The sequence below is a fragment of the Ruegeria sp. AH12 genome, from assembly GCF_056541465.1.
In genome coordinates this window covers 24,030-40,566 of the sequence record NZ_JBQFYL010000017.1, presented here as the reverse complement: position 1 = coordinate 40,566, position 16,537 = coordinate 24,030, and the positions used below count along the sequence as shown (strand labels likewise).

Genomic DNA, 16,537 nt, shown 5'->3' with positions numbered 1-16,537 from the left:
CAGGCTAGCCTTAGGCAACCTCGACCTGATCTAAGGCCTCGAACGGCCTGAACGAGTGTGTCCTGACCAAGGACCCCTCGGTTTCAATCGCCTTATTGGGTTGGATTTCGATCCAACCCTCATTGTTTCCATCCAACGGCTCGGATGAGATGATGATGCCATCCTTACATGTTCGGTAGTGCAGACTGGGCGCATATTTGTCTGACGCATAACGCGCGGCATAAACGCGTTCGCCATCTGACCAGCATGCAGCGAACCTCATGTACGGCAACACTTTTTGCTGACTGGATACCTGTTCCACCCGCGCAACGGCGCTTGCCATCGCACCAATCGGATCCGTTTCCAGCCCTTCACCATGCGCGATCAAGAAAATGGCTTCGCTTTCTGTAGCCCCAAACCGCTGCCCGTATAGATGCGCCGGAATCATCGCATCCAGTTCCTGCCGTATCAGATCATGCCCACCCGCCTGACCGTTATGCATAAAGCTCCAGCGACCGACACCAAAAGGGTGGCAGTTGTTCCGGGACGTGGCTGTGCCAGTAGAGGCGCGTACATGGGCCAGAAAAAGCCGTGACTGTGTGTGATGCGCCAGCTGTTTCAGGTTGGCGTCCGACCAGGCCGGGTGCGTGTCTTTGTAAAAGCAAGGCACTTTTCGGTCTGAATACCAAGCAAGGCCAAAGCCATCCGCATTGATCGGCGTCTTTCCGATCAGTGCATTGCGGCTTTGGATGACAAGAGATTGTTCTTGCTCCAGCACCAGTTCATCAAGATATCGCTGCTTGCCGACCCAAGCCAAAAACCGACACATCTGATCACTTTCTTCACCATTCGAGTTGAGGGAAGATTATCAAAGCATTACGCAGATTTTTTTCGGTTTTGCCTTACGAATTTCCTCTTACTTCAATCATATGATCTTCCAAGAAGTTAAAAGTGGGTCAATTACTTCGGTCGAACCGGATATCGATCGCCTTTTTGATCAATCAGGATCAATCGCTCGCCATTGCGCACATACAGGTCACAACGGTCAAACCCGTTGCGATAAACGATACAGACGCTGCCATCTTCAGCAATGGTATATGTCCCAAAGGCCGCATCGCCGCTGGAATAGGTGTAGGAATACGCCCCACCTGCCGAAAATCTGGCCTGACCGTCGTCATAGAATGTCAGTGTTTGGCCTGCCAAAGCGTCCAATTCGCCAGAGGACAAAGGAATGTCACCAGATTTGATGGGCCAATCAGCGGCAAAGATCGGGCTGGCAGCGATAAGGGCGGGGATCAGAATGCGTTTCATAGGCCAAAGTTAGCGCGATAATCTCGACATGATCGTAACGATCCGGTGAGGGGTCTACGCGACCATCTGCTCGGCCTTCTTCAGATCGACCGAGACCAACTGGCTGACGCCCTGTTCCTGCATGGTCACACCGAACAGACGGTCCATCCGGGCCATGGTCACCGCGTGGTGGGTGATGATCAGGAAGCGTGTATCGGTCTGGCGGCACATCTCGTCCAGCAGGTCGCAGAAACGGGTGACGTTGGCATCGTCCAGCGGCGCGTCGACCTCGTCCAGCACGCAGATCGGCGCGGGGTTGGCAAGGAAGACACCAAAGATCAGCGCCGTCGCGGTCAGGGTCTGTTCACCACCCGAAAGCAGGCTGAGGGTCGACAGCTTCTTGCCCGGCGGCTGGCACATGATCTCAAGCCCGGCATCCAGCGGATCGTCGCTTTCGACCATGACCAGGTTGGCCTCGCCTCCGCCAAACAGATGCTTGAACAGCATGGCGAAGTTCGAGTTCACTTGTTCAAACGCGGTCAGCAGACGCTCGCGCCCTTCACGGTTGAGGCTGGCGATACCACTGCGCAGCGCCTTGATCGCCTCTTCCAGATCGGCCTTTTCCGAGTTCAGCGTGTCGAACTCTTCCTGAACCTCCTTGCTGTCTTCTTCTGCCCGCAGGTTCACCGCCCCCATCGCGTCGCGCTGGCGTTTGTGGCGGTTCACTTCGGCCTCAAGCGCGTCGGCTGCGGGCATCTGGTCGGGGTTCACGTCCAACTGGTTCAGCAACTGATTTGGGGTGAGTTGCTGATCCTCCGCAATCCGCTCCGCTGCGGCAACAACGCTCTCCTTGGCCGCGTCACAGCGCGCCTCGGCTGCCGCACGGCTTTCGCGCGCTTCCGAGGCCAGTCGCTCCGCCTCACGCTCGGCCATGACAACTTCGCGCTGTTGGGTCTCGGCTGCGGCCAGTTTGTCGGCAGCTTCGGCCCGTCGCGCCTCGGCGGTTTCGATCAGTGTATTCAGTTCTTCGCGCGCCTCGGCGATTTCACTCGGCGCGGCGGTAGCCTCACTCAGTTCTAGCTCAGAGCTTTCCTTGCGCTCAGCCAGTTCGGAAATGCGTTTCTCGGCCGTTTCCAGACGATGCCGCCATCCGCTAAGGTCCTTGGTGACCTCCTGCGAGCGCCGCGTCCGGGCGTCGCCTTCGCGGCGAAGTTCATCATGGGACGAACGATGAGTCAGCATGGTAATCCGCGCCGCCTCGACCGTCTGTTTGATGTCTTCAACCTGCGCCCGCGCGCTATCAAGATTACCCAACCCAGTCAGGGCGCCTTCGGCCTCGCGCAGTTGCGCGCGAGCGGCCATGGCGTCCTCTTTATGGCGATCCACAGCCAGTGTAAGAGTCTCAAGCTTGCCTTGCGCCAGGTTGCGGTCTGCCTCTGCCCGGCTGAGCTGTCGGGCGGTTTCGGCCATAAGCTGATCGGCTGCCCGGCGCGCCTCGCGCGCACGGCGGTCGGCTTCGGTCACCTCTGCAAGTTGTTTTGACAGGGCCTCATGTGCCGCACGCGCGCCATCGGCTCGTGCTTCGATCCGCGCAAGCTCCTGCTTAAGCGCTTCCAGCTTGTTAAGCTGTTCCAACCGCAAGGCCGCCGCGCTTGGAGCATCCTCAGCCCAGGCGCGGAACCCGTCCCAACGCCACAGATCGCCCGACCGAGAAACCAATCGCTGGCCGGGTTTCAACTGGGCCTGCAAACGCGCGCCCTGATCCGCATCCACCAGCCCGATCTGCGTGATCCGTCGGCTCAAGCGATCCGGGCCGTTGATATGCAAGGCCAAGGGTTCTGCCCCGCCGGGCAGTGGCTGGTCACTATCGTACCCCGCCATCGGAACCCAGCCGGATGGTCCATCGCCTTCGACCAGTGGCGCACGCAAATCGTCGGCCAGCGCAGCGCCCAGAGCTTTCTCATAACCCGGTGCCACCCGCAGTAGATCCAACACTTGACCGCCCTCAGCCGTGTCGCGTTCGACCAGCTTGGCCAGCGCCATGGTTTCAGCGCGGATTGCACCCAATTCGCCTTCGGCCTCGGACCGCTGTGCCCGCGCTTCGGCCTCGCGCGCCTGGGTGTCTGCGCGTTTCTCATCCGCCGCCGTCAGCGCCTGTTCAGCCGCATCCGCCGCCACGCGGGCCTCTTCCTCACCGACCTGCGCCGTTGCGAAGGCGTCGCTAGCCCGGGTCAGGGCCTGCTTCGCATCGTCCACTGCAGCGCGGGCTTTTTCCTCTTCGCCTTCCGAACGGGCCAAGGTTTTCCGGCTGTCCTCGACCAAACGCTGCGCTGATTGGTGACGGGCCACCAGCCGGGCCATATCTTCGGTTTCCTGCGACAAGTGATCTTCGCGCTGTTGCAAAACGGCGGCAGCTTCGCGGGCAACCTCAGCAGCTTGAGACACTTTGTCATCGTAACCTTCGGCGGCTTTGGAAAGCTCGCGGGCCTCCCATTCCAGCCGCTCGATCATCTCGCCCGCGTCGCGATTCAGACCGGATTCGCGTTCGATATCATTGCCCAACTGCTTGATCCGGTTGGTCAGCGTCTCAATCGTTTGACGCGCGCGCGTTTCCTGATCGGACAGCTGATCGCGCTGAACCTGTTGGCGTTGCAACACCGCGGCTGCGATAGCTTCCTCTTCTCGCAAGGGCGGCAACGTGTCTTCGATCTGGGCCCGCCTTACTCCGGCCTCTCGGGCCGCCGCTTCGGCGCGAGAGGCTTCGGTGATCCGCTCGCGCAGCTTTTCTTCGGCCTGCTGACGGGCCATGTCAGCCTCTTTCCAGCGGCGATACAACAGCATGCCTTCGGCCTGACGCAGCAACTCTCCGATCTCGCGATAGCGTGCTGCCTGCCGAGCTTGACGGGCCAGCTGCGCCAATTGGCCGCCCAGCTGTTCCAGCACATCATCGACGCGGGTCAGGTTGGCCTCGGTGCCTTTCAGCTTCAGCTCGGCCTCGTGACGACGTTGATAGAGGCCCGAGATCCCGGCCGCCTCTTCCAGGATACGACGGCGCGCCCGAGGTTTCGCGTTGATCAGTTCGGCAATGCGGTTCTGCCCCACCAGCGCTGGCGAATGCGCACCAGTTGAGGCATCCGCAAATAGCATCTGTACATCGCGCGCTCGTACATCTTTCCCATTGGTCTTGTAGGCGCTGCCTACATCGCGGGTGATGCGGCGCACAATCTCAAGCTGGTCGCTTTCATTGAAACCCGACGGCGCGAGGCGTTCCGAATTGTCCATGGTCAGAACAACCTCGGCAAAATTGCGTGCAGGCCGCGTGGCGGCCCCGGCAAAGATCACATCTTCCATCGCGCCGCCGCGCATGGATTTGGGGCGGTTTTCGCCCATCACCCAGCGCAAGGCTTCCAGAAGGTTGGACTTGCCACAGCCATTCGGACCCACCACACCAGTCAACCCGTCCGCGATAATCAAATCGGTCGGGTCAACGAAGCTTTTGAAGCCGGTCAGTTTGAGTTTGCTAAAGCGCAATGGCTGCTCTTTGGATGATTCCTATGGATAAGAAGTCTGCGCAACGGATCACAGAGGTGTCAACGTGAATGCGCAGGATATGGCATATTGCGGCAAGTTATCCACAATATCTTGCCAAAATACGAGGTGAAACCCGTGTTTCAATAAGGCGTGCACTCGAACAATTCGTAGGCATAGCCACTGGATGCGCCGTAATTTACACATTCGTAGTTGGGGCGTGAGATTGCAGTCAGCAGCAAACGCTCACCTGCCTCACGGTCACAGCCCAGCACTCCAACCGTGACAGCGGCATCGCCCAGCACATCCAAAATAGGACAACCAGACACCTGCGCCATGGCAAGGGCAGCCCGATCCCGGATTGGTCCCAACCGAGGCGCATATTGAGCGTTCAGGCGGACCGCTTCGGCCAGTTCCCCGCGCACACGCACATCGAACACGCTGCCATTGACTGATATGCGCGTCGCAGGCAGATCGCGGAAATGAGGCGTGCCAGCCGAACAGGCCGCCAGCAGCAAAGGGGTAACATACCGGATCATGCCCGTAGGATTGCAGAGTATTGGTTAACAGAACCTTTCCGCACTCAAGCGCGCAGCACGACACCCAAGCGGCGAATACCCTCACGGATCGTGTCTTCGTCGGAATTCGAAAAACTCAGCCGGATCGTATTGGCACCGCTTCCGTCAGGAAAAAAGGCCCGCCCGGGAACAAAAGCGACCTTCTCCGTCTCCAATGCTCTCTCTAACAATGTGGCGCCATCGATATCTGACGGCAAAGTCAGCCAAACGAACATACCACCTTCGGGCCGGGTCCACTGAACACCATCTGGCATATGCTGTTCCAGCGCCGCCAGCATCGCGTCGCGGCGTGCCTGATAGGCCGCACGGACCTTGGGGATATGCGTGTCGAAACAGGTCTCAGCCACATGGTGCACCGCCATCTGGTTGATGGTTGCCGAGTGCAGATCGGCGGCTTGTTTCAACAGCACCATCTGAGAAATGATCGGTTTGGCCGCGACGACCCAACCCATACGCAGCCCCGGTGATAGTGTTTTTGAGAAACTGCCGCAGTAAATCGTGCGGCACGCTTCAATCGTTCCTTTGCGCGCAAGCTCCAGCGCCAGGATTGACGGTATGGCCTCCCCGTCATAGCGCAACGCTTGATAGGCCCCGTCCTCGATGATCGCACAATCAAGCTCCTCTGCCTGATCAAGCAACGCCTCGCGGCCGCGCAGATCAACGGTTTCCCCCGTCGGGTTTGAAAAGTCGGGCGACAGATAGGCGAACTTCACGGCCCCATCGCCGGCAGCATCCCGATATTCCACCGCGCCGCGATTGCCTTGAGGGTCAAGCCGGTCAAAACGTGGTTCATAGGCGTCAAAGGCGTTAATCGCTCCCAGATAGGTCGGCCAGCCAACCAACGCCGTATCACCAGGAGACAGGAACAGCTTGCCCAGATAATCCAGCGCTTGCTGCGAACCAGAGGTGATCAGGATGTTGTCAACATCACACTCCACACCGATCCCGCGCATATGATCCGCCAGCCATTCACGCAACGGGGCATACCCTTCGCTGACCGAATATTGCAGCGCCTGCGCCTGCTTCTCACGCCCGAGAGCGTTCTGGAACGCCTCTGCAAATGCGTCCCCCGGAAACAGGTCCGGATCTGGAATGCCCCCCGCAAAAGAAATAATGCCCGGTTGGCCCAGCAGCTTCAGCAACTCACGGATTTCGGATGCTTTCATCCTTGATGTGCGGGTGGCGTATAGCTGATCCATCTATCCGGGCCTCCTCTGCCCCAGCGCGCAGACTAGGCACTTCACCTTCTAAGTCAATAATACTGACCTATTGTTTCAAACACCGTGATCGGCTTGAACGCCGCCACCAATCGTGGTCAATTGTCTTGACCAATTTTGGAACGTCTATGCCTTTTCAAAAAGTTCAGACCGAAAAACTATCTCTGGCCGTCGTTCGCCAGATCGAGTTGCTGATCTTGCGCGGCATCCTGCGCCCAGGTGAGCGACTGCCGTCCGAGCGCGAGCTGGCAGACCGAATGGGCGTATCACGCCCGTCGTTGCGAGACGCCATTTCCAACTTGCAGGAACAGGGGTTACTGACACCCAAAGCCGGGTCAGGGATATATGTGGCCGAAGTGCTGGGGTCGGCATTTTCACCGGCCTTGATCCGTCTGTTCAGCAGCCATGACGAGGCTGTGTTCGACTACCTGTCCTTTCGACGTGACATGGAGGGTTTGGCTGCGGAACGTGCGGCGCGCTTGGGGTCCGACAGTGATCTGAAAGTAGTTCAGACGATTTTCAACCGGATGCAATCCGCACATGATCGCAACGCCCCCGAGGACGAGGCACAACTGGATGCTGAATTTCACATGGCGATCATCGAGGCCAGCCACAACGTGGTTATGCTGCATATGATGCGATCGATGTATGATCTGCTGCGCCAAGGCGTATTCTACAATCGCCAGATGATGTTCCAGCAACGCGCCACGCGCGATGCTTTGCTGGATCAGCACAGGGCGATCAATGCAGCCCTTCAAAGCCGTGACCCGGATGCAGCGCGCGTTGCAGTCGAACTGCATCTGGATTTTGTCGAGCGCTGCATGCAGGATCAGCAGAAGGCCCTACGCAACGAAGAGATCGCCCAGCAGAGGTTGAAGCACGAGACTGGAGAGGCTTGATGTTCATCGGGCATCTGCCGGGGGCTTATCTGATCTTCCGGGCTACTGCGCCAAACCTTGGCAAACTTGCTTTCACAGCCGCAATGATCGGGGCCGTCGCACCCGATATCGACATGCTTTGGTTCTATCTTATCGATGATCGAGGGCATCACCATCATTCCTATCTGACCCACCGCCCGATCATCTGGGCGGGCTTTCTGCTGGCGGGTCTGCTGATCCGACAATGGCAATATTGGGTCGGGACATTTCTAACCTTCCTCGGCGCCGGCGGTCTGGTTCACCTGCTGCTGGATTCAATCACGGGTGAAGTTACCTGGTTGTGGCCGTTTTCGAACGCCACTTACCCATTGGTAACGGTACAGACGACACATTCTCATTGGATATTGTCTTTTCTCAATCATTGGACGTTCAAGGTTGAGATCCTGATCACCGTGGTCGCTCTGATCGTGCTTGTGGCGAGGTGGCGCAGATCACTGTGAAAATCATATTCCGGACAAAAAAACCCGAGTGCTTCGCAGCCCTCGGGTTTTTTCAGATCATGTGATCCGGGTGATCAGTGCAGTTTTTCACCCACATCCGCAATGGACGCGTCAATCAGCTTGTTGGCTTGCGCCGCGCTCATTTGCTTGGCCAGAACCGCGCTGGCTGCCGAGACTGCCACAGAAATCGCCTGATCGCGGACTTCTTTCACAGCCGAGGCTTCCGCCGATGCAATCTGGTCCTGAGCAGCCGCCAGACGACGCTCAATTGAGTTTTCCAGATCGACCTTTGCCTGTTCAGCAGCACGGACTGCGTCTTCCTTGGCGGCGGCCACAATGGCGTCTGCCTGCGTCTGCACTTCGCGCTGCTTACGCTCGTACGAGGCTAGCAGGCTGCGGGCTTCTTCGTGCAGTGCGCGGGCTTCGTCCAGTTCCGACTTGATGCCCTCGGCACGATTGTCCAAAGCGCCGCCGATCATACCGGGGACCTTGAAGTAGAACAAAACCGCGATGAAGACGATGAAGCCCAGCAGGACAACAAAGTCCGTGTTACCCAACGAGAAGAACGGGCCTTTGGCCGCCAAGGCTGGGCTGGCAGCGCCGAAAGTCAAGATAAGGGCAAGAGTGTTCCGCATGTCACTTATCCTTTCATCTGCGCGTCGATCGCACCGTCGATGGCTTTGGCATCCGCCTCGCCGCCCAGTGCTGTCACCAATTCAGCCGCCGTATCTTTGGCAACCACTTGAATGCTTTCCAGCGCGCCGGCACGGATTTCAGCAATTGCCTTTTCCGATTCAGCCGCTTTGGCAGCGATTTCCGCATCCGCCGTGGCAATTGCGTCATCCAGATCAGCCTGAATTTCTGCGCGTGCTTCGGCAGCGATCCGCTGCGCCTCGGCACGGGCATCGGCCAGCGCCTTGTTATAGGCCTCTTCGGCCTCGACCGCTTTGGCCTTCAGATCTTCGGCCGCAGCCAGGTCATTTGTAATGGTCCCCTGACGTTCGGCCAGGATTGCCGCGATACGCGGCAGGGCCACGCGAGACAGGACCAAAAAGATGACGACCAGCGTAATGACCAGCCAGAAAATCTGGTTGGGGAACCAATCGAAGCAGAGCTGCGGCATCCCGATGGCAGAGCCATAGGAGTCGACGCACGAGCCGGCTACCTCTTTTGTAATGGGTTCAGTCGCCATGATATCCTCCGTCGGAAACTTGTCTTTACAACAGGTGGGCCGCTATGGCTTGGACCCACCTGCGCGTAAGGATCAGGTTCCGCAGATTATACGGCGAACATCAGCAGCAGCGAGACCAGGAATGCGAAGATCCCCAGGGCTTCTGCGAACGCGATACCGATGAACAGGGTTGCGGTCTGCGAAGCAGCCGCCGAAGGGTTGCGCAGGGCGCCGGCCAGGAAGTTGCCTGCAACGTTGCCCACCCCGATTGCGGCTGCGCCGGAACCGATTGCTGCCAGGCCTGCGCCGATGTGTGCGAGATCGCCTTCCATGATGTTTCTCCTTACGAATTGGAAGTTTCGATGTTGGGTTATCGTTCCTGTGCTCAGGGTTACCCCTGATCAGTGATGCGGATGCAAAGCGTCCTTCAGGTAAACACAGGTCAGAATGGTGAAGACGTAGGCCTGGATGAAGGACACGAGGACCTCAAGGCCATACATTGCGGTGATCGCCAGAACGGACACGGGCGAGATCACGGCAATCGCGGCAAAGCCTGCGAATACTTTGATCACAGCGTGGCCTGCCATGACGTTACCGGCAAGACGAATAGAGTGGCTAACCGGGCGCACGAAGTACGAGATCAGCTCGATGATCGCCAGGATCGGGCGCAGCGCCAGAGGGGCGCTAGAGACCCAGAACAGGCTCAGGAAGCCCGCTCCGTTCTTGACGAAACCCAAAACGGTCACAGTCAGGAACACGGCCAACGCCAGCGGGATGGTCACCGCAAAATGCGATGTCGTGGTAAAGGACATTGGGATCATGCCCAGGAAGTTTGCGCATACAATGAACATGAACAGGGTCATGACATAGGGGAAGTATTTGACGCCTTCCTTGCCGCAGATGTCTTCCAGCATCTTGTAGATGAAGCCATAGGCCAGTTCTGCGACCGACTGCATCCGGGTCGGAACAATCGCGCGCTTCGAGGTCGGCACGATCAGCAGCAGAATGATCGCCACGATCGCAAGGAACAGCCACAGCGTCACGTTGGTGATCGTGAACATGCCAACCGCACCGTCGCCGAACAACGGCTTAACGATGAACTGATCCATCGGGTGGAAAACCAGGCTGCTGCCTTCTGCTGCGGTGGTCTCAGTTGCCACGTTCAGTCCCTCTCGTCCTTCTCGGCCGCCTCAGCCGCCGCTTGCTTCTCTTGAACCTCTTTCGCGCTGCGGAGCATAACCTTCACGCCCGCGACAAGGCCCAACAATGTGAACAGCACCAGAAAGATCGGGATCGTCCCGAGCAGGCTGTCCAGCCCGTATCCGATGCCAAATCCGATCCCCAGACCGGATACCATTTCGATGACCATCCTCCAGGCAAGCTCGCCCCCGGACACGTCAGCATCTGCGCGGGGCTTGGGCGCTTTGGCCTTTTTCGCCGCGTCGATCTTGGCCTCCAGCTGCGCCATACGCTGCTTTTGGTCATCATCGGTCAAAGGCGTTTTCCTCGCACAGTCTTGAGGCTAGGTGCTAAGGGCGAAGAGGCACAGAGTCAACGCTATAGAATGCCCGAATTGCCGCATATTAACCTATTGTTTTATATATGATTTTCACACCTTACTTCGCAAGCAAATCGACGCGGATGCCCACTGCCACCGGAAATCAAAGCAAAATCCGATATTCAACCAATCGGTTGACCAAACCCAGGCAGTATGGTTCAGCGGGCCATGTCTAATGATCTGGATACCGTGTTCGCGGCGCTTGCCGATCCGACCCGGCGCGCCATCCTTGCGATGCTGCTTGAGGATGATATGGCCGTGACGGATGTGGCCGAGCCGTTCGAGATGTCGCTGGCGGCCATCTCGAAGCACCTGGTCATTCTGACCAAAGCCGGGCTGATCTCTCAGGAAAAACGCGGCCGGGTTAAGTGGTGCAAGCTGGAGCCAGACGCACTACGAGCCGCCTCGGTCTGGATGCAGGGCTTCGGGCAGTTCGAGCCGGTCAACCTGGATGCGTTTGAACGGTTTTTGGAAACGGAACTGCCCACGTCGGAGGATGGTCCTACCTGACCACAAAGACCGACACCTTGGCGTGTTTCGCCAGATACCCGGCATGACTTGAGAAGATATAGTCTGTTATGCGCGGTGCATGGGTGCCCACGACGATCAGATCGGCCCCTAAATCCTCAGCCGCGCGCGCTAAATCGCCATCCACCTCTGCCGCGACATCGACGGAATGGATATTTCGGGTTTCGACCTGCACACCAGCTTTCGCCGTCAGATCCTTGGAAAGCGCAGCTAGCCCCTCGGTAACCGAGTCTTCGGACACCGGCACATCCCCAGGCTGGGTTCCGGTCACACTGACAAGGGTCACCCGTGCGTTCTGCCATTTGGCGATGTCACCGGCCACGGCAATCGCCTTATGGACCTCGGGCGGCAAATGAAGGTCTACTGGGATCATGATATGTTGAAACATGGTGTCCTCCTCTCCTTACGGAAAAGCATAGACACCTGGTCATTTCGGGGCCTTGATCTGCCTCAACAGAGGTTTTGGCGCCAGTTTAGCCCTGTATCATGCTGGTGATGACACCTGTTTGGTCAGCGGAACATGACCACGGGTCGCTTTGGCCTTCGGCCAGAACCGTTGTGACAGACCCGGTCGGGTTCTTTTGGGTTTCTTGCGCTTTGACAGCGTCAATACGCACACCGCTTTCAGCCGAAACTAATGCCTCGCAACTGGCTTGCATGGTTGTCTCGTCGCCTGAGCCCTGCAAACCGCCTTGGCCGCAAGCGGCCAGCAGCACCAAGACTACCCCCGATAGGGTGGATTTCATTCCACTGCTCCCATAGTCATTTTTCATCGGTAGAATGGTGTCAAACTTGGGTGCAAACGCAAGCCTCAATCCGCACTGTATTGAACAGCGCTTGTGCTGGGCGTTTCTTCCTTCAACAGCAAAAGCAAGGCCAAGACGGTCAGCGCGATGCCGATGATGATCAACCCTGTTGGGGCGCCGTTGCCAAGGGCGATTTCCCACAGGATGACCCAGCTGGGCACCAGATAAGTATAGGCCATAACCTTTGCCGAGGGCAGCCTGAGCGCCGCGAACTGTACCAGCACAAAGCTGACCGCCGTGGCGAAGAAGGAGACATACAAAAGACCGATCCAGAAAATGGTCGGCAAGCGCGACCAATCGGTGCTAACCAAATCTGACCAGCCAAATGCCACCAATAAGACGCACCCCGCAACCAAAGTGCCAAAGGCAAACACGACCGCAGGTTCACCACGGTTCAGCTTGCGCACCATTGGCGTGTAGATCGCATGAGCGACACAGCCAACAAAATAGATGACTTCCCCCTGGCCAATCTGAAAGGCACGGAAAAGCTGCCAATCGGCGCGAAAGATCACCCATAGCGCGCCGGTGGCCCCCACAGAAAGCGCAAGCGCCATCCTTGGGGTTGTGACCTGACGCAACAAGACCCATCCGGCAATAGCCGACAAGACAGGGGTGAGAGTAAACACAGCCGCTGCGCTGACCGGTGGGGCCGTCTGCAGGCCATAGAACATCAATACGAAATAGGTGGCAAACAAACCTCCTAGCACCAGATAGCGCCAGGGCGCTTGCAGCGCCGCGCGTGATACACCGGTCGTCACAAAGGCAGCGACACCGATCACGACCGCGGCGATCCCAAAGCGCACGGCATTCAGCGCAGCTGGCGCAATCTCATTCGCGATCATCGAACCCAGCGAAAAGCTGCCCGCCACCAGCGCCGAAAAGACCAGCATGGCCAGATGGCCACGGGTTTGCTCAGTCACAGATCCATTCCTTGGACTTCGCCTTTAGGAATTTCAGAAAAGCCTGGACCTTGGTGGTGCGGTGCAGATCGACATGGGTCACCAGCCACAGCTTTCCAGCCCATTCCGGCAGGCTCTTCATCACTTCTTCCAGATCCGGGTATCTGGCGGCTTCCCAGCGGGCCATAAACCCGATCCCGGCCCCGGCCCTGACCGCCTCGGCCACAGTGAAATTGTTCGAGCAACGAAATGTCAGCGCCTCGGCCGGGGCATTGGCTCGCAACCACTGCGAAAAAGGCGCGCGGCTGTTTTCGTCATCATTGCCGACAAAAGCGTGCTGCGGAAATTCTTCAATACTCTCCGGCTTGCCCCGGCGGGCGATGTAGTCCTTGCTCGCATATAGCCCCACATCCTGCGTCACAAAAGGCTGGACCACGTTGTCCGGCTGATCCGGCGCTGACCCGGCACGGATGGCAACATGCGCCTCGCCATATTCCAGCCGAAACAAGCGATCTCCGGTCAGATAGCGCACAATCAGGTCCGGGTGGGCTTGCTGGAACTCGCTCAGCGCAGGAGCCAATAAAGGTACGAGCGATGACAACGACGTCACCACCAACTCGCCCGAGACATCGTCGCCACGGCCCTTCATCCGCCCGACAAGCTGGTTGAACTGATCCTCGGTCGCCTGGGCCACCCTCAGCAGATCCTCACCTGCTTCGGTCGGCGTGTACCCGCGGGCGTGACGTTGAAACAGCTTCACCCCTAACCGAGCCTCAATCGCATCGATATGCCGAATGACGGTCGCATGGTGTACACCCAATACATCGGCAGCACCGCTGACAGTACCCATCCGAGCTACCTGATAGGCCGTTCTCACTTCGTCCCAGTTGTCCATAGCGCTTTCACTATTGTGCAATTTCTAACATTAGATGTTGGTATATTCGAGTTTTGTTCGAAAAAACAATATTCATATCATCGGTCGTAAGATAACTCTCGACCAAAGGACATGAAAATGACCAAGACCATCCTGCACATTGACGCCTCGGCCCGCCGCAGCGGGTCTGCGACCCGAGACCTGTCTGACCGCATCGTCAAGCACCTGGGGGCGAGCCGGATTATCCGGCGTGATCTGGCATCACCGCTGCCACTGTTAACTGAAGACTGGATCGCGGCCAACTTCACTCCCGCCGATCAGCGCGATGCGGTGCAAAGGGATCAACTGGCCTTATCAGATCAACTGGTTGAAGAGCTTCAGCAAGCTGATACAATTGTCATTGGTTTGCCAATCTACAACTTCTCGGTACCCGCAGCATTCAAGGCTTGGATCGACCTGGTGGCGCGGGCTGGCCTGACCTTTTCCTACAGTGAAAACGGTCCCAAAGGCCTGCTAGAGGGCAAGCGCGCCGTTCTGGCCATTGCTTCTGGCGGTACCGCCATTGGATCCGAGGTCGATTTCGCAACTGGCTACGCAAAACATGTTTTGGGCTTTATTGGCATTCATGATGTCGATGTGGTTGCCGCTCACCAGCTGGCAATCGACCCGGACACTTCAGTTCAGAACGCGCATAAAGCAGTCTTGGAACTGGCGGCTTAATCGGTCTGGCCAATCTAATCAGAAATGTCCAATCTGAAGCTCGGACTGGCTGCGGGTTGGGCATAGACCATGAAGAAGATCGGAATACTTGGCGGCGTTGGCTGGGCTTCGACCGTCGACTATTATCGGGCCATTGCAGAAGGCTCTGCCCGACATTTCGCAGCACGTGGCCACGGGTCGCCGCTGCCTGTGCCACCAATGACAATCGAGTCGGTGACGCAAGCCAAAACCCGCGCCTTGCGCGGAGTCGCTGGCGATGAAAGCAGTTGGCAAGATTTTGATGCGGTATTCCGTGACGCTTTGATGACGCTCCAGCGCGCTGGCTGTGACTTTGGCATCATTGCGTCGAACACCCCCCATGCACGACTTCATGCAATCCGCCAGGGTGTGACGATGCCGATCCTGAGCATTTTCGACGCGACCGCGGAGGTGACGAAAGCCACCGGTTGCAAGACAGCGCTGGTGCTAGGGACAAGCGTCACAATGCAGGCCCGAAACTACGCAGATCGTCTGGCCCAAGAAAGTATTTCGGCAAATGACACACTGCCGGAGGCAGACATCGCTGAGATGCAGGCCATGATCGACAGTGATTTCTACGGCGGCGCGTCAGATACGGCACGCGCGCGATTGGTGGCCTTCTGCAACCGGCATGCTGAACCCGGCACCGCAGTGCTGTTGGCCTGTACCGAGTTGCCTCTGGCCTTCCCTGACCATCTGGACGATCCGGTGTTCGAGGCGGATGGCCATTTGTTTGTCAATCCCTCTGCCGCCCATGTCGCTGCCGCTTTGAACGAAGCGCTTGAGGAGTGATCAGGGCAGCCAGGTCACCTCGCACCCGATCTTATCAAAGAACGCCATCAGATCTTCGCGCGACAAAACGACGGTTCGGTCGTTGACCAAAGGGTGCATGTTGATGACATCGGCCTGCTTGGCGGCTGCGTCCATAAAGAACTTAACGTTGTTCTCAACCCCGTTGATCATCGCCAGCGGACTAACCGCGCCTGGGCGAATGCCCAGATTCTGAAACAACCGATCCGCCGAGCCGAAGGACAGGTTACCTATCCCCAACTCCGCGCCCAACGCCTTAAGGTCGATTTCGCGGCTCTGTTCCAGCGTCACCAGATAGTTCCGCTTTTTCTTGTCGCGCAGATACAGGTTCTTAAGCCGCAGCGTGTTTTCACCCGGCACCATGAACTGGCCCTCGACCCCTTTGGCATCTTCAACGGTGCGCAGCGGGATGTGCGTATGCAGCCGATAGGACAGCCCCCATTCATCCAGCTGTGCCAAAAACGCATCCGAGCTAAGCGGCAACGTATCCTGAAAAGCTGATGATGCGACCATCGGAACCTCCTCGTATGACGCGCTCATCGCTCAACCGAGAGCTAAATTCAAGCCACGACAGGCTCAGTTTTCGATGCTAGCGTGCCGCCATGAAAGTCACGCGCAACACTCCGAGCCAACTGATCCTGTCCAATACGCCATGGTTCATCGGCATCACGCTTGTCTTTTTCATTCTGGCCTTTGTCGGTGCGGGCGTCTTCATGGCTAGTGATGGTGGCGAAGGTATCTTCTTCGGCATTTTCTTCGCGCTATTTGGCGGAGGCATGGGCTTTGGCGCATTTTGCGCCTTTGTCCGCCGCGTGCAAGTCATACTGGATCGCAATAAAAACAGCATCCTGATCCGCAGACAGTCTGTGTTTGGGTATGATGCGGTGGAACATGAGCTCTCGCACCTCTCGCACGCGGAAACCGAAAGCACGACCTCGCGTAGCGACAATGGTACATCGACCCTCTATCGCCCTGTCCTAATACTGGATGAAGGCATGAGCGCCGGACGCCATCCCATTGTTGAGGCTTATTCCAGCGGGCGCGGCGCGCAAAGGCTGGTTGATGCGATCAATGACTGGCTTCCGGCTCGCAAGGTTGACTCTGCCAGCCAATCGGCCTAAGTCGCCACCAACATCCGGAAGCGTATGATCTTCCGGTCCCTTGAGTCGTTCAGGGATCGCCC

General features: G+C 57.8%; 21 protein-coding genes. 6 read left to right on the top strand and 15 right to left on the bottom strand.

Annotated elements, in window-relative coordinates; genetic code table 11:
• Positions 1–10 precede the first annotated feature (10 nt).
• The 5 genes from ACR0EL_RS18735 to ACR0EL_RS18715 all read right to left on the bottom strand — a co-directional run bounded on the left by ACR0EL_RS18735 (position 11) and on the right by ACR0EL_RS18715 (position 6,574).
• Positions 11–808, bottom strand: coding sequence for a class II glutamine amidotransferase (locus ACR0EL_RS18735; RefSeq protein WP_480501560.1), 798 nt, complete (start codon positions 806–808; stop codon positions 11–13).
• Between the two features lie 131 nt (positions 809–939).
• Positions 940–1,290: a hypothetical protein gene (locus ACR0EL_RS18730; RefSeq protein ID WP_480501559.1), complete on the bottom strand. Its 351-nt coding sequence runs from the start codon at positions 1,288–1,290 to the stop codon at positions 940–942.
• 54 nt (positions 1,291–1,344) lie between these two features.
• Positions 1,345–4,800 carry a chromosome segregation SMC family protein gene (locus tag ACR0EL_RS18725; RefSeq protein ID WP_480501558.1) on the bottom strand — a complete coding sequence of 1,152 codons (3,456 nt, stop codon included), beginning with the start codon at positions 4,798–4,800 and terminating at the stop codon, positions 1,345–1,347.
• Between the two features lie 140 nt (positions 4,801–4,940).
• Complete coding sequence (locus ACR0EL_RS18720) at positions 4,941–5,336, bottom strand: hypothetical protein (RefSeq protein ID WP_480501557.1); 396 nt, start codon at positions 5,334–5,336, stop codon at positions 4,941–4,943.
• Between the two features lie 44 nt (positions 5,337–5,380).
• The gene (locus ACR0EL_RS18715) at positions 5,381–6,574 is read right to left on the bottom strand and encodes an aminotransferase-like domain-containing protein (protein ID WP_480501556.1); all 1,194 of its coding nucleotides are present in this window, start codon (positions 6,572–6,574) and stop codon (positions 5,381–5,383) included.
• Between the two features lie 146 nt (positions 6,575–6,720).
• Here ACR0EL_RS18715 and ACR0EL_RS18710 point away from each other — a divergent pair, with 146 nt between their 5' ends.
• Both ACR0EL_RS18710 and ACR0EL_RS18705 read left to right on the top strand, forming a co-directional pair.
• Positions 6,721–7,491, top strand: a complete 771-nt coding sequence (locus ACR0EL_RS18710; protein ID WP_480501555.1) for a FadR/GntR family transcriptional regulator — start codon at positions 6,721–6,723, stop codon at positions 7,489–7,491.
• Positions 7,491–7,970, top strand: a complete 480-nt coding sequence (locus tag ACR0EL_RS18705) for a metal-dependent hydrolase (RefSeq protein WP_480501554.1) — start codon at positions 7,491–7,493, stop codon at positions 7,968–7,970. Before ACR0EL_RS18710 ends, ACR0EL_RS18705 begins: the two co-directional genes overlap by 1 nt.
• A gap of 74 nt (positions 7,971–8,044) precedes the next feature.
• Here the strand turns inward: ACR0EL_RS18705 and ACR0EL_RS18700 are convergent, their stop codons facing one another.
• The 5 genes from ACR0EL_RS18700 to ACR0EL_RS18680 form a co-directional block, all read right to left on the bottom strand.
• A complete protein-coding gene (locus tag ACR0EL_RS18700; RefSeq protein WP_353013313.1) occupies positions 8,045–8,605 on the bottom strand; it encodes a F0F1 ATP synthase subunit B in 561 nt (186 codons plus the stop codon).
• A gap of 5 nt (positions 8,606–8,610) precedes the next feature.
• Entirely contained in the window at positions 8,611–9,162 is a 552-nt protein-coding gene (locus ACR0EL_RS18695) for a F0F1 ATP synthase subunit B' (RefSeq protein ID WP_480501553.1), read from the bottom strand.
• An 86-nt stretch (positions 9,163–9,248) separates the two neighbouring features.
• Positions 9,249–9,473 (bottom strand): F0F1 ATP synthase subunit C, encoded by a 225-nt coding sequence (locus ACR0EL_RS18690; RefSeq protein ID WP_005981269.1) that lies wholly within the window; start codon positions 9,471–9,473, stop codon positions 9,249–9,251.
• 69 nt (positions 9,474–9,542) lie between these two features.
• A complete protein-coding gene (locus ACR0EL_RS18685) occupies positions 9,543–10,301 on the bottom strand; it encodes a F0F1 ATP synthase subunit A (protein ID WP_480501552.1) in 759 nt (252 codons plus the stop codon).
• 2 nt (positions 10,302–10,303) lie between these two features.
• Positions 10,304–10,636, bottom strand: a complete 333-nt coding sequence (locus ACR0EL_RS18680) for an AtpZ/AtpI family protein (RefSeq protein ID WP_170531415.1) — start codon at positions 10,634–10,636, stop codon at positions 10,304–10,306.
• A 231-nt stretch (positions 10,637–10,867) separates the two neighbouring features.
• On the opposite strand from ACR0EL_RS18680, the gene ACR0EL_RS18675 reads away from it, so the two are divergent.
• Complete coding sequence (locus ACR0EL_RS18675) at positions 10,868–11,209, top strand: ArsR/SmtB family transcription factor (RefSeq protein ID WP_480501551.1); 342 nt, start codon at positions 10,868–10,870, stop codon at positions 11,207–11,209.
• Here the strand turns inward: ACR0EL_RS18675 and ACR0EL_RS18670 are convergent.
• From ACR0EL_RS18670 to ACR0EL_RS18655, 4 genes are all read right to left on the bottom strand, one after another.
• Entirely contained in the window at positions 11,202–11,615 is a 414-nt protein-coding gene (locus ACR0EL_RS18670) for a universal stress protein (protein WP_480501550.1), read from the bottom strand. The genes ACR0EL_RS18675 and ACR0EL_RS18670 overlap by 8 nt on opposite strands.
• Positions 11,616–11,700: 85 nt before the next feature.
• Positions 11,701–11,973 carry a hypothetical protein gene (locus ACR0EL_RS18665; RefSeq protein ID WP_480501549.1) on the bottom strand — a complete coding sequence of 91 codons (273 nt, stop codon included), beginning with the start codon at positions 11,971–11,973 and terminating at the stop codon, positions 11,701–11,703.
• 65 nt (positions 11,974–12,038) lie between these two features.
• On the bottom strand, positions 12,039–12,953 hold the full coding sequence (locus ACR0EL_RS18660; protein WP_480501548.1) for a DMT family transporter: 915 nt from the start codon (positions 12,951–12,953) through the stop codon (positions 12,039–12,041).
• The gene (locus tag ACR0EL_RS18655) at positions 12,946–13,827 is read right to left on the bottom strand and encodes a LysR family transcriptional regulator (protein ID WP_480501547.1); all 882 of its coding nucleotides are present in this window, start codon (positions 13,825–13,827) and stop codon (positions 12,946–12,948) included. The genes ACR0EL_RS18660 and ACR0EL_RS18655 overlap by 8 nt, the downstream gene beginning before the upstream one ends.
• A gap of 117 nt (positions 13,828–13,944) precedes the next feature.
• On the opposite strand from ACR0EL_RS18655, the gene ACR0EL_RS18650 reads away from it, so the two are divergent.
• The gene (locus ACR0EL_RS18650) at positions 13,945–14,526 is read left to right on the top strand and encodes an FMN-dependent NADH-azoreductase (protein ID WP_480501546.1); all 582 of its coding nucleotides are present in this window, start codon (positions 13,945–13,947) and stop codon (positions 14,524–14,526) included.
• A gap of 69 nt (positions 14,527–14,595) precedes the next feature.
• Positions 14,596–15,336: an aspartate/glutamate racemase family protein gene (locus ACR0EL_RS18645; protein WP_480501545.1), complete on the top strand. Its 741-nt coding sequence runs from the start codon at positions 14,596–14,598 to the stop codon at positions 15,334–15,336.
• On the opposite strand, the gene ACR0EL_RS18640 is transcribed toward ACR0EL_RS18645, so the two are convergent.
• The gene (locus tag ACR0EL_RS18640) at positions 15,337–15,867 is read right to left on the bottom strand and encodes a prolyl-tRNA synthetase associated domain-containing protein (RefSeq protein ID WP_480501544.1); all 531 of its coding nucleotides are present in this window, start codon (positions 15,865–15,867) and stop codon (positions 15,337–15,339) included.
• Between the two features lie 89 nt (positions 15,868–15,956).
• On the opposite strand from ACR0EL_RS18640, the gene ACR0EL_RS18635 reads away from it, so the two are divergent.
• Positions 15,957–16,475 (top strand): hypothetical protein, encoded by a 519-nt coding sequence (locus ACR0EL_RS18635; RefSeq protein WP_480501543.1) that lies wholly within the window; start codon positions 15,957–15,959, stop codon positions 16,473–16,475.
• Positions 16,476–16,537 lie beyond the last annotated feature (62 nt).

What these genes read in the sequence shown, in the direction of transcription:
- ACR0EL_RS18735 (WP_480501560.1), bottom strand. Translation starts at nt 808, where the DNA reads ATGTGTCGGTTTTTGGCTTGGGTCGGCAAGCAGCGATATCTTGATGAA.
- ACR0EL_RS18730 (WP_480501559.1), bottom strand. Translation starts at nt 1,290, where the DNA reads ATGAAACGCATTCTGATCCCCGCCCTTATCGCTGCCAGCCCGATCTTT.
- ACR0EL_RS18720 (WP_480501557.1), bottom strand. Translation starts at nt 5,336, where the DNA reads ATGATCCGGTATGTTACCCCTTTGCTGCTGGCGGCCTGTTCGGCTGGC.
- ACR0EL_RS18715 (WP_480501556.1), bottom strand. Translation starts at nt 6,574, where the DNA reads ATGGATCAGCTATACGCCACCCGCACATCAAGGATGAAAGCATCCGAA.
- ACR0EL_RS18710 (WP_480501555.1), top strand. Translation starts at nt 6,721, where the DNA reads ATGCCTTTTCAAAAAGTTCAGACCGAAAAACTATCTCTGGCCGTCGTT.
- ACR0EL_RS18705 (WP_480501554.1), top strand. Translation starts at nt 7,491, where the DNA reads ATGTTCATCGGGCATCTGCCGGGGGCTTATCTGATCTTCCGGGCTACT.
- ACR0EL_RS18700 (WP_353013313.1), bottom strand. Translation starts at nt 8,605, where the DNA reads ATGCGGAACACTCTTGCCCTTATCTTGACTTTCGGCGCTGCCAGCCCA.
- ACR0EL_RS18695 (WP_480501553.1), bottom strand. Translation starts at nt 9,162, where the DNA reads ATGGCGACTGAACCCATTACAAAAGAGGTAGCCGGCTCGTGCGTCGAC.
- ACR0EL_RS18690 (WP_005981269.1), bottom strand. Translation starts at nt 9,473, where the DNA reads ATGGAAGGCGATCTCGCACACATCGGCGCAGGCCTGGCAGCAATCGGT.
- ACR0EL_RS18675 (WP_480501551.1), top strand. Translation starts at nt 10,868, where the DNA reads ATGTCTAATGATCTGGATACCGTGTTCGCGGCGCTTGCCGATCCGACC.
- ACR0EL_RS18670 (WP_480501550.1), bottom strand. Translation starts at nt 11,615, where the DNA reads ATGTTTCAACATATCATGATCCCAGTAGACCTTCATTTGCCGCCCGAG.
- ACR0EL_RS18665 (WP_480501549.1), bottom strand. Translation starts at nt 11,973, where the DNA reads ATGAAATCCACCCTATCGGGGGTAGTCTTGGTGCTGCTGGCCGCTTGC.
- ACR0EL_RS18655 (WP_480501547.1), bottom strand. Translation starts at nt 13,827, where the DNA reads ATGGACAACTGGGACGAAGTGAGAACGGCCTATCAGGTAGCTCGGATG.
- ACR0EL_RS18650 (WP_480501546.1), top strand. Translation starts at nt 13,945, where the DNA reads ATGACCAAGACCATCCTGCACATTGACGCCTCGGCCCGCCGCAGCGGG.
- ACR0EL_RS18645 (WP_480501545.1), top strand. Translation starts at nt 14,596, where the DNA reads ATGAAGAAGATCGGAATACTTGGCGGCGTTGGCTGGGCTTCGACCGTC.
- ACR0EL_RS18640 (WP_480501544.1), bottom strand. Translation starts at nt 15,867, where the DNA reads ATGGTCGCATCATCAGCTTTTCAGGATACGTTGCCGCTTAGCTCGGAT.
- ACR0EL_RS18635 (WP_480501543.1), top strand. Translation starts at nt 15,957, where the DNA reads ATGAAAGTCACGCGCAACACTCCGAGCCAACTGATCCTGTCCAATACG.